We start from the raw sequence: 11668 nt of genomic DNA on the forward strand, positions 1-11668 counted from the left end.
ACTTAAAATATTCTATCCGAAGATTTAGTATAATGCACGGGTATTTATCTGATCAACATGGTGCTAAATAATTCTGTAACCATCATCGAGCAAGTAATCGCTAAGTTACGTCAATTAGTTCAATTAGAGGTACAACAAACTTGGCGTGACATCACTCTTTTGAGCATAATTAATCTCAGCAGTAATTTAGCTAGAATTAATCTTCAAGAATGCCAGACTGCATCGGTAAATAACCAGGGCTATATTGTATTTCCTCAAGGAGGTCAAACAAAGTGGTTGGCACAGAAGATTACAATTCCCCAAACTTTAAATGATTATCCTTTATCAGGACTAAATTTACGTTTAGTCTTAACTTGGTGGGCGCAATCTGCTCAAATATTTATTAACGGGAAGTTGGTACAGCAGGGCGACTTATTTGACTCCTCAGCGCGGGTACTTATTACGGATTATGCCCAACCAGGACAAGAATATCTGGTTACTATACGCCTTGTTAGTCCTAATCATGACATTGGGGCGTTGATGCGATCGCACTTAATTTACGAAAAGTCACATTTTACTCAAATCGATCCTGGCTTGGTAGCTGACGAGCTTTCTGTCCTATTTAAATATATCTGTCAGTTTGAACCCCAACACCTGGACGTATTGGCAGCAGAATTAAATAAGTTTAATTGGCGCAATCTGGAAAATGCTAACAGGTTCGCATACGATTTGGCACAATTGCGATCGAGCCTGTTACCCCTAGCCAAAAATATTAAACAGCGTTGCTTTAACTTACTCGGTCATGCTCATTTAGATATGGCTTGGCTATGGACAACTGATGAAACTTATGAGGTAGCCGAACGTACTTTTAAATCTGTTCTTAACTTACAACAGGATTTTCCTCAGCTCACTTTTGGTCACACAAGTCCAGCACTATATCAGTGGATTGAAAATAATCGTCCTGAATTATTTAACCAGATCCAGAATGCAGTCGGGTTAGATAAGTGGGAAATACTCGGCGGTATGTGGATTGAACCTGAAACTAACTTAGTTAGCGGTGAATCGTTAATTAGGCAGTTGCTTTACGGACAAGAATACTATCAGTCAAAGTTTGAGCGTATTTGTCAGGTTGCTTGGCTACCCGATAGCTTTGGCTTTACCTGGCAACTTCCTCAGATTATGCAGGAGTGTGGGATTGAATATTTTGTCACGGGAAAGCTGCATTGGAATGATACAACCAAGTTTCCTTGGGGCTGTTTTTGGTGGGAATCACCCGATGGTACGCGCTTGCTTACGGTGATGTCTCCCCCCAACGTGACTGGAGTGATGGATACTAACCCGATTACCATGACTAACTATGCAGTCGATTGGGAAATCCAAACAGGCTTGCAGAATATTTTTTGGTTACCAGGAGTAGGCGATCATGGTGGTGGACCGACTAGAGATATGTTAGAAGTTGCTGCTAAATGGCATAACTCGCCGTTTTTCCCCGAAATTAAATTTTCTACCGCTATTGATTACCTAGAAAAGATATCTAGTTGTAATAAGCATCAGGTAAATAATGCCCAGCCTTCATTTCCTGTCTGGCAAGACGAACTATATCTGGAATTGCATCGCGGTTGCTACACCAACCATGGAGAACAAAAAAAGTATAACCGCTATAGTGAAAGACTGCTTTATCAGGCGGAGTTGTGGTCAAGTCTCGCAACCCTGCTTTGTGGGGACAGGCTTGATAGCCAGCCACTATTTTCCAATATAAATACAATAATCGAAACAGCAGGTTTTTGTCAAGGGGGTCATCAACAGCTAATCGATGTTGCCTGGAAAAAAGTTTTATTTAATCAGTTTCACGATATTCTGCCTGGGACATCTATCCCCGAAGTATTCACCGAAGCCAATCAGGAGTGGTCAACAGCGATCGCCATAGGAGAGAATATCTTACAAAATGCTTTAAAAGCGATCGCTTTAAATATTCAGTTGCCTGAACCGCCTCAACCCGATGCGAAACCTCTAGTGGTATTTAATTCGTTGAATTGGTCGCGATCGGCAATAGTTACTATTGAAGCTACGGAATTTGCCCTGCAAAATTCAACCTTCTGGCTCTGCGAGCATACAGGGAACAAAATACCTTTAGAGGGTAATCAAGAAGAAAATAAATTGAATTTTTGGGCTGCTAATATTCCAGCGGTAGGCTATCGTTTGTATTGGTTGTGTCAGCAGGAAATAAGCTCAAAGAAACCCAGAATTATCAGTGATTTTTCGCCAAATTATCAATTAGAAAATCAGTATTTAAAAGTAGTTGTTAATCCCCAGACTGGTGATTTAGATAGTATATTGGACAAAATAAATAATCGAGAGATCCTCAACAAACCAGGAAATAAACTACAGGCTTTTAAAGATAAAGGGCAATATTGGGATGCTTGGAATATCGATCCCGATTATGAACAAAAGCAATTACCAGGAACAAAATTAGCGTCAATTGAACGGCAAGACACGGGGTTAACAAAAAGTATTAGAGTTATCAAAAAACTAAATAAATCTCAATTTACTCAAGACTATATTTTAGAATTAAATTCACCTCTTTTAAAGATAGCTAACATCGTAGATTGGCAAGAAACTCAGGTAATGGTTAAGGTAGAGTTTCCCTTGAATGTATCTAGTGACATTGTTACCTACGAAATTCCCTGTGGAGCGATCGCACGAACTACCGCGCCTAAAACAGAAGCAGAACGAGCCAAATGGGAAGTACCCGCCTTAAATTGGGCAGATTTAACCGCTGACGATGGCAAATATGGCGTTAGTCTACTTAATGATTGCAAGTATGGTTACGATGCCAAACCAGAGCGATTACGCCTAACTTTATTACGTTCGTCCCAATGGCCAGATCCCCAAAGTGACAAGGGAGTCCATCGCTTTACCTATGCTATTTATCCTCATCAACATAGCTGGAAAGAAGCAAAAACGGTGCAGAAAGGTTATGAGCTAAACACACCCTTGCTAACAGTATTGCTCGATCGCGATCGACAAAATCAACCAGGATTTAATCAATTATCACCAACAGGTGAGCTATTAAACTTATCGGCCGATAATTTAGTTCTCATGGCATTGAAGCTATCTTCTACCCAACAACTTATTATGCGTTGCTATGAAGCCCACGGAGAAGCTGCAATCTTACAGCTTAAAAGTGATTTAAATTTTGAGTTAGACAGCTCGATTAACTGCCTAGAGAAAGAAAAACCAAAAACCGAACTAATCAATGAAATCAAACCTCACAAAATCGTGACTTTTAAACTAAAAGAAAATTTAGAGATGTAGACTGTTGGCTTTAATTGGCTGTTCTTCTTATTAATAGGTAAGTTTATCATTCGTTATGCTTAAAGATAGCTAAAGCTCAGTAGCGAATTTAGTCAGAGGAGAGAAAATAAAAATTGACAATTAACTATTAGCAATTTTAAATAGATAGTTTGAAAAGTAAAAATACTGAGAATAATCGGTGTTTTTACTGAATATTTTTTATTGAATGCTATGTTATTTTGATGCTGTCAGAAAATAATCCGTTTATTTACCCAAATTCGCGGGTTTATACCCAAATGGGTGCAAGCGGCATTATCTCTGAAGGCTAATTAAATAAGCTATAGGCCAAGAGCTAAAAGCTTTTGTAAAAACTCTTTATAAAAAAGCTTCATGGATGTTATTGCGACAACAATCCCCGATGTTTTAATTATTCAACCCAAAGTATTTGGTGATGAGCGTGGCTTTTTTCTAGAAAGCTTTAACGAAAAAACCTTGAAAGAGAAAGCAGGAATTACGGCTAAGTTTGTCCAAGACAATCATTCTCGTTCTGCCAAAAATGTTTTACGAGGTTTGCATTATCAAATTAAACAGACTCAAGGAAAGCTAGTTCGAGTAGTATCAGGGGAAGTATATGATGTAGCGTTGGATATCCGCAAAAGTTCTCCGACTTTTGGACAGTGGACAGGCTGCTTTTTGAGCGAAGCCAATCATCGACAGTTTTGGGTTCCCCCTGGGTTTGCTCATGGCTTTGTCGTTTTATCTGAGACTGCCGACTTTTTATACAAGACAACTGATTATTACGCACCAGAGTACGAACGTTCGATTTTGTGGAACGATCCCCAACTAAATATAGACTGGAAAATAACAGACAAGCCAGTTTTATCTGCCAAAGACCAAGCTGGAGTACCTTTAGAAGAGGCTGAGGTGTTTGTATGAATAGAATATTACTTACAGGAATCACAGGACAGGTAGGACAAGAATTACAGCAGACTCTAACTGCCGTAGGAGAAGTAATCGGTCTTGGTCGTCAAGAGCTAAACTTGAGCCAGCCTGAACAAATTCGACAGCAAATTGCCGAGATTAAGCCAGATGTGATTGTTAATGCGGCTGCCTATACCGCTGTAGATCGCTCAGAAACCGAGTCTGACAAGGCAATGGCCATTAATGCCACTGCGCCCAAAGCGATCGCCCAAGCTGCTCAAGATCTAGGTGCAGTCGTACTGCATATTTCAACCGACTATGTTTTTAACGGTCAAAATCATACTCCTTATTTAGAAACAGACCAAACCGATCCTTTAGGGGTATACGGTAAATCTAAACTACTGGGAGAAATAGGTGTCCAGGAAAATTGCGATCGCCACATTATTCTTCGCACTGCTTGGGTATATGGTGCAAGGGGACACGGCAACTTTGTCAAAACCATGCTGAAATTGGGTGCAGCCAGATCGCAATTAAACATAGTCGCCGATCAGATTGGTAGTCCCACTTGGTCTTATGATATTGCCCAGGTAATTACCCAGCTACTATCAAGATCTTTGACAGATTCTAGTATTAAAGGTACTTATCACTTTACTAATAGTGGTGTTGCCAGTTGGTATGACCTAGCGGTAGCTACTTTCGCTGAAGCAAAACAACTGGGCTTTCCGCTCAAGATTGACCAAGTTTTTCCCATCACTACCGAGGAGTTTCCGACACCTACTCAACGTCCTGCCTATTCAGTCTTGTCCAAAGGCAAAATCACCGCAGCACTAGGAGGAATTTATCCCCCCTATTGGCGTGACTCTTTAAGAAAAATGCTTAGCCAATGGTATTCCATTTCCATCGAGGAGGAAGCGAAACAACTAGTCGCTACCCATAAAGTTTGATGTCAACCAAGTCAATCAACATAAAAATGAAAGCAATTATTCTGTCTGGTGGTAAAGGTACGAGATTGCGTCCCCTAACTTATACAGGCGCGAAACAGCTAGTCCCTGTCGCCAACAAGCCCATCCTGTGGTACGGGATTGAATCCATTGTGGCTGCGGGTATTACAGAAATTGGCATTATTATCAGTCCCGAAACAGGAGGAGAAGTACAGTCAAAAACGGGTAATGGCGATCGCTTTGGGGCAAAAATTACCTATATTCGGCAAGATGAACCCTTGGGACTGGCTCATGCTGTCAAGGTAGCACAAGCATTTTTAGGAGATTCTCCTTTTGTCATGTACCTGGGAGACAACCTGGTGCAAAGTGAGCTTGACCTGTTTATCGATAAGTTCAAATCAAAACACTTAGATGCTTTAACTCTTCTTTGCCCAGTAGAAAATCCCAGCGCCTTTGGGGTAGCCAAGGTAGACGAGACAGGGAAGGTGTTGCAGCTAATCGAAAAGCCCCAAAATCCTCCTTCCAATTTAGCCCTAGTGGGAGTTTATTTATTCTCGCCAGCAATTCATCAGGCGATCGCTAATATCCAGCCATCTCCTAGAGGGGAACTAGAAATTACCGATGCGATCCAGTACCTGATTGACCAGCAGCAGAGTGTAGCGTCTTTTAGACTACAGGGATGGTGGTTAGATACAGGGAAAAAAGACGATCTTTTAGCAGCAAATCAGATTATTTTAGATACCTGCTTAGAATCTACCCATGAGGGAACTATAGATGAGCAAAGTAAGATTAGCGGTAGAGTTCATGTAGGGAAAGGCTCGCAGATTACCAACTCGATGATTCGTGGCCCTGTAACCATCGGTAAAAACTGCAAGATCCAAAATTGCTTTATCGGTCCTTATAGCAGTATCGCCGATGATACAACCTTAATCGACATTGATATCGAGCATAGCGTGATTCTTAAAGGAGCAACCTTAGAAGGAATAAGCTCTCGGATTGTTGATAGCTTGATTGGAGAAAGAGCGCATCTTCAAGTTGCACCCCAGCGTCCGAAAGCACTGCGGTTCATGATCGGCGACGACTCAAAGATTGAACTGACGTAACCAAACATAGGGGTAAGGCAGTACCTTGCTCCTACAGATGAAATAGATAATTAGGTAATGGATAAGTAGTAGGTAAATTTTAAATTTTATGTCACAAGATAGTAATAGAACACCCCGTCGGATCTTAGTTACGGGAGGAGCAGGGTTTATCGGCTCAAACTTTGTCCATCACTGGTGCAATAGCTATCGGGGCGATCGCGTGGTGGTTTTGGATGCCTTAACTTATGCTGGGAATCAACAAAATCTAGCCAGTTTAACTGGTAACTCCGATTTGCAGTTTGTTCAGGGAGATATTTGCGATCGCACTTTAGTAGATCGCGTTTTAGATTCAGAAAACATTGATACCGTGGCTCATTTTGCTGCCGAATCTCATGTAGATCGTTCCATTATTGGACCTGGAGCTTTTGTGCAGACTAACGTAGTGGGAACATTCACCCTCTTAGAAGCCTTTCGCCAACGCTGGAATCAACGCGATCGGCCTCAGTCAGACCGCTTTTTGCACGTCTCTACCGATGAAGTTTATGGCAGCCTAGATCGAGACGATGCAGCCTTTACCGAGACTACTCCTTATACTCCTAACAGTCCTTATTCAGCATCTAAAGCAGGCAGCGATCACTTAGCAAGAGCCTATTTCCATACTTACGGAATGCCTACCATGATTACTAACTGTTCTAATAATTATGGACCCTATCATTTCCCCGAAAAATTAATTCCTTTGATGTGTATTAATATCCTCTTGGGTAAACCTTTGCCTGTATACGGTGACGGGCAAAATATTCGAGATTGGCTTTATGTCGAAGATCACTGTCGCGCTTTGGATGTAGTAATTCATCGCGGTGAGCCTGGAGAAACCTATAACGTCGGTGGTAATAACGAAGTCAAAAACATCGATCTGGTAGAGCAGCTGTGTAAACTGATGGACGAGCTAGCACCGAATATCCCTGTTCGTCCCTCGCGAAACTTAATTACCTTCGTCAAAGATCGAGCAGGTCACGATCGCCGTTATGCTATTGATGCCAGTAAAATCAAGCGCGAGCTAGGCTGGAGTCCTCAAGAAACTGTAGCAGGAGGCTTGCGCCGTACCGTTGAGTGGTATTTGGCAAATCAAGACTGGTGGCAACCATTACTCAGTGAGGAGTATAAAAATTACTACGATCGGGTGTATGCTCAGGAAGCTCTTAGCTCTTAGCCCTTCGGGTTCGACAGTTGGCGACGCGTCGTCCTTTCAGGGACGCAACTGTCTCACTTTTAGCTCTTAGCTTATTTGTCTGTAATTAAAATAGCGAACACGGGGGAATTTAATTTTTTGCTCAACAATTCCCCTGCGCACCTCTGCACAGCTTAATTCTTCATCTTTCTTAATGAAAGTGGCAATAACTCATTTTGAGTGTTAGGTTCTGCGGTTAGTTGCATATATATCTTTTACTGTTTTTCTCCCCACACAATCCCTAAAGATGCTCAAAGTAGATGAGGCTCAAGTTTGTTTAGAACAAGCACAGAAGCATTGGCAGTCAAAACAATGGCAGGCAACAATTCAAGCCTGTGCTAAGGCACTTGCCATAGATCAACAGCTAGCCCAAGCTCATAAATTAATGGGTGACGCTCTGCAAAAAACCGATCGAATCAAAGAAGCGGTTGGTTACTATCAAGAAGCGATCGCCATTAAGCCTGATTTTGCCGAAGTCTATGCCAACTTGGGAACTCTCTATGCTCGACAACAACAATGGCAGCAAGCGATCGACAGTTATCAGCAGGCACTCAAGATCGAGCCTAATTTTACCGCCATATATCGGCACTTAATTAAATGCCAGCTACAACAGCAAAATAAAATAAGTTCAGTCGATCAAGCAATTCCTGAATCCGAGCAGATTTTAAATAACTATCTCCATCAAGGGCAAACTTTGCAGCAACAGGGAGAGACAGAAGCTGCTCTAAAACAATATTTGAATGCTGCCAAACTGAAACCACAACGAGTTGAAACCTATCAAGAGATTGTTAAACTTTGCGAACGTTTGGAGTTATGGCGCCAGGCAGCTAAATACTGTCGTCATATTTTACAGTTATCTATTGCTGACAACAAGAGTGCTGTCAACAAGCCGCTGGTTGCAAAATCACTTTTAGAATTGCCCAAGCTACCCCAGGGCAAAACGCCAGACTTAAGCACCGCCGAGAATCAATTTAATCTGGCTGGTTTATCTGCCAAGCAGCAAGACTGGTCAAAGGCAATCTCACACTATCAACAGGCGATCGCTCTTGAGCCAAAAATGGCAAAGGCGTATTTAGAGTTAGCTCGAATATTAGAACGCTTTGGCGAGCGCTTGAAAGCGACACAATATTGGTTACAGGCGATCGCGCTAGACTCAAAGGGAATTAGCGATCGCGAATATTTAGCACTGGGTAAAAATTTAGCCAGTCAAGGAAAACATAATTCAGCCATTACCTGTTATTATCGAGCCATCAAGCAACAGCCTAACTTGATTGATGCCTATCTGGCTTTAGGCACATTACTGACTAAATTGGGCGCAAAAGAGCGGGCGATCGCTTGCTATCTGCAAGGTTTAGAACAGCAACAACATTCTGAACTCTATTTTCGCTTAGGTAATCTTTATCAAGTCCAGCAAAAGTGGACGCAGGCTACTCTTTGCTATCAAAAAGCAACTCAACACGACGCCAAACACGCCGCAGCCTATCACGAACTAGGGGAAGCACTAAGCCACCAGAAGCAATGGTCACAAGCAGTTACTGCCTATCGTCAGGCAATTGAGCTTAAAGCCGATTTTTCTTGGTCATATAATAATTTAGGCTATGCTCTAATTCAGTTAGAACGGTGGTCAGAAGCTCTACCTATCTATCAGCAGGCGATCGCGCTTAACCCAGATTTTCCTTGGTCATATTACAATCTTGCCGAAACTTGTGGCAAACTTGGTCAATGGAATCGAGCGATTGAATACTATCAACAGTCGGTTCGGATACAGCCCGATCTGCCTCAGCTACAGCAAAAGTTAGGCGATGCTTTCTACCGTCGTAGTCAACACGATCGCGCGATCGCGTTGCAGCATTTTTTACAGGCGATCGAGCAAGATCCTAATAACCCTGAAGCCTATCATCAGGCTTTGGCGATCGATAACCGCAATATTGCTCTTTATCTCAAGCTGGGAGATATTTTACAGCAGAGTGGAGCAAGCGATGAGGCACTTGTCATCTATCAAATGGCGCTGCAAATTCAGCCAAAAAATAACGAAGTACTATCTCGTATCCAAAAATGTCGGGTTGTCCCCGTTTCACCAATTCAGGCTGGCGATAATACACCGCAACCAGATTTTCAGGCATTGGCGAATGAATTACAAGAGATTTTGCCTCACAGCGATACTCCTGAAGTTTCCATTATTATTCCCGTCTATAACCAGTTAGGCTATACTCTTAAATGCCTTAAGGCGATCGCCATTAACCTGACAGACACTCAAATAGAAATTATTTTGGTTAATGATTGCTCTACGGATCGAACTGAAGAAATTTTAGCCTCAGTTACTGCGGTTACTTTGGTTAATAGCCAATCTAATCAGGGCTTTATTCACTCCTGCAATCAGGGTGCATCTTTAGCCAAAGGGAAGTATCTGTATTTTCTCAACAACGATACAGAGATTAAGTCCAATTGTATTGAGAGTCTGGTTACGGTTTTGGCACAAGACAATCGAGTCGGTGCAGTCGGTTCAAAGCTGATATATCCTCAGGGGAGTTTACAGGAAGCAGGAGGTATTGTTTGGCAAGACGCTTCGGGGTGGAACTATGGTAGACAAGATAATCCCCATGCTCCTAAATACAACTATTTGCGTCCCGTAGACTATTGTTCGGGGGCTAGTCTGATGGTGAGGCGAGAGGTTTTTGAACGTTTAAACGGCTTTGAACGAGATTTTGCTCCAGCCTACTATGAAGATACCGATCTTTGCTTTGCTATTCGTCATCAGCTAGGACTTAAGGTGATGTATCAACCAAAGTCTGAGGTGATTCACTATGAAGGTATTAGTTCGGGTACTTCCACCACCAGCGGTACTAAAAAATATCAGTTAGTTAATGCTGTTAAGTTCAAGCAAAAATGGCAGGGTGTTCTGAATCAAAATAATTATTTACCTAATGTGGGCATTGCCAATGTTGCTTTGTCTACCAGGAAATATTTAGGTAACAAGACTATTTTAGTGATTGATAGCTATATGCCGAGCTATGATCGAGAGTCTGGTTCACGTCGTTTGTTTGAACTGTTAAAGATTTTCCAAGCTTTAAATTATCACGTAATTTTTGCTGCGGATAATGGCGTAAAAGCTGAACCTTATACTTCAGTTTTACAGAATTTGCAGATTGAAGTTTTATATACTCAACCAGGCTACGGTACGAGTATTGAGCGACAAATAACTGAGCGACTATCATCTGTCGATCTTGCCTGGATTTGTCGCCCCAATCTCAATGAAAAATATATGGCTCTAATTCGCCAAAAACCAGAAATTAAAGTTGTTTATGACACCATCGATCTACACTATCTACGCCTCAAAAGAGCTTGGGAGATTGACCCCAATCAAAATACCCAGGCCGAATGGTCACAAATGCAAGCCCAGGAATTTAAAATGGCTCATCAGGCAGATTTAACGATTACCGTTACTCCCATTGAACAAAAAATATTGCAGGCTCAAGCAATAAATAATGTGGCAGTGATCCCTAATATTCATACTCCCCGTAGCAGTAATATTCCTGGTTTTAACCAGCGTTCGGGAATCTTGTTTATTGGTAGCTATAATCATCCTCCCAATGTTGATGCGGTGCTATGGCTGTGCCAAGAAATTATGCCCTTGGTGTGGCAAACGAACCCAGAACTTAAAGTTACTTTGCTTGGTAATAATCCTAATGCAGATATCTTAGCCTTAGCTAATAATCGGATTAAGGTAACAGGCTACATTGATGATGTTAGTCCTTATTTTTTGAGTCATAAACTGTCAGTTTCTCCTCTGAGATATGGTGCAGGAATGAAGGGCAAAATTGGTCAGAGTTTGGAATATAGTTTACCAGTAGTTTCGACTAAAATTGGCACGGAAGGAATGAATTTAAGTCCCGAACAACATATTTTAGAAGCTAATAATACGCTAGATTTTGCCCAGCAAATTATCCGCCTTGATCGCGATGCTACCCTTTGGAATTATCTATCTGGCAATGCCCAACAGGCGATCGCTGACTTTAGCCCAGAAGCAGTTCAACAAAAAATAGAGCATATTTTTCAACAATTTCTAACAATAGAGGACAATCGCAAAAAAAGCGATTAATATGATGTTGTTTAAGCAAAACTTAGTAATAAAGGCATAGATCTGAGGAATTAGGTAGTTATGTATCTTTAATCACAATTAATTAAAACTAGGTAAAACATAGCTGATTAATCGACTGCCGCTC

The 11668-nt window shown here is 41.6% G+C and carries 6 protein-coding genes; all 6 read left to right on the plus strand.

The features are described 5' to 3' along the window. Positions 1–57 precede the first annotated feature (57 nt). The 6 genes from V6C71_20595 to V6C71_20620 all read left to right on the plus strand — a co-directional run bounded on the left by V6C71_20595 (position 58) and on the right by V6C71_20620 (position 11544). Positions 58–3294, plus strand: a complete 3237-nt coding sequence (locus V6C71_20595; protein ID HEY9770857.1) for an alpha-mannosidase — start codon at positions 58–60, stop codon at positions 3292–3294. Positions 3295–3663: 369 nt separating this feature from the next. Continuing rightward, a complete protein-coding gene (gene rfbC, locus V6C71_20600; GenBank protein ID HEY9770858.1) occupies positions 3664–4209 on the plus strand; it encodes a dTDP-4-dehydrorhamnose 3,5-epimerase in 546 nt (181 codons plus the stop codon). Beyond that, a complete protein-coding gene (gene rfbD, locus V6C71_20605) occupies positions 4206–5138 on the plus strand; it encodes a dTDP-4-dehydrorhamnose reductase (GenBank protein ID HEY9770859.1) in 933 nt (310 codons plus the stop codon). Before rfbC ends, rfbD begins: the two co-directional genes overlap by 4 nt. A 26-nt stretch (positions 5139–5164) precedes the next feature. Continuing rightward, the gene (locus tag V6C71_20610; GenBank protein ID HEY9770860.1) at positions 5165–6238 is read left to right on the plus strand and encodes a glucose-1-phosphate thymidylyltransferase; all 1074 of its coding nucleotides are present in this window, start codon (positions 5165–5167) and stop codon (positions 6236–6238) included. Positions 6239–6326: 88 nt separating this feature from the next. Next, complete coding sequence (gene rfbB / locus V6C71_20615) at positions 6327–7427, plus strand: dTDP-glucose 4,6-dehydratase (GenBank protein HEY9770861.1); 1101 nt, start codon at positions 6327–6329, stop codon at positions 7425–7427. A gap of 265 nt (positions 7428–7692) precedes the next feature. After that, positions 7693–11544, plus strand: coding sequence for a tetratricopeptide repeat protein (locus V6C71_20620; GenBank protein HEY9770862.1), 3852 nt, complete (start codon positions 7693–7695; stop codon positions 11542–11544). The last annotated feature ends 124 nt before the right edge of the window (positions 11545–11668 follow it).

The sequence above is a fragment of the Coleofasciculaceae cyanobacterium genome (genome assembly GCA_036703275.1).
In the GTDB taxonomy this organism is placed as follows: Bacteria; Cyanobacteriota; Cyanobacteriia; order Cyanobacteriales; family Xenococcaceae; genus Waterburya.

Bases quoted from the DNA above. Each gene is read 5' to 3' on its own strand.
- rfbD (HEY9770859.1), top strand. From the start codon at position 4,206: ATGAATAGAATATTACTTACAGGAATCACAGGACAGGTAGGACAAGAA.
- V6C71_20595 (HEY9770857.1), top strand. From the start codon at position 58: ATGGTGCTAAATAATTCTGTAACCATCATCGAGCAAGTAATCGCTAAG.
- V6C71_20610 (HEY9770860.1), top strand. From the start codon at position 5,165: ATGAAAGCAATTATTCTGTCTGGTGGTAAAGGTACGAGATTGCGTCCC.
- rfbC (HEY9770858.1), top strand. From the start codon at position 3,664: ATGGATGTTATTGCGACAACAATCCCCGATGTTTTAATTATTCAACCC.
- V6C71_20620 (HEY9770862.1), top strand. From the start codon at position 7,693: ATGCTCAAAGTAGATGAGGCTCAAGTTTGTTTAGAACAAGCACAGAAG.
- rfbB (HEY9770861.1), top strand. From the start codon at position 6,327: ATGTCACAAGATAGTAATAGAACACCCCGTCGGATCTTAGTTACGGGA.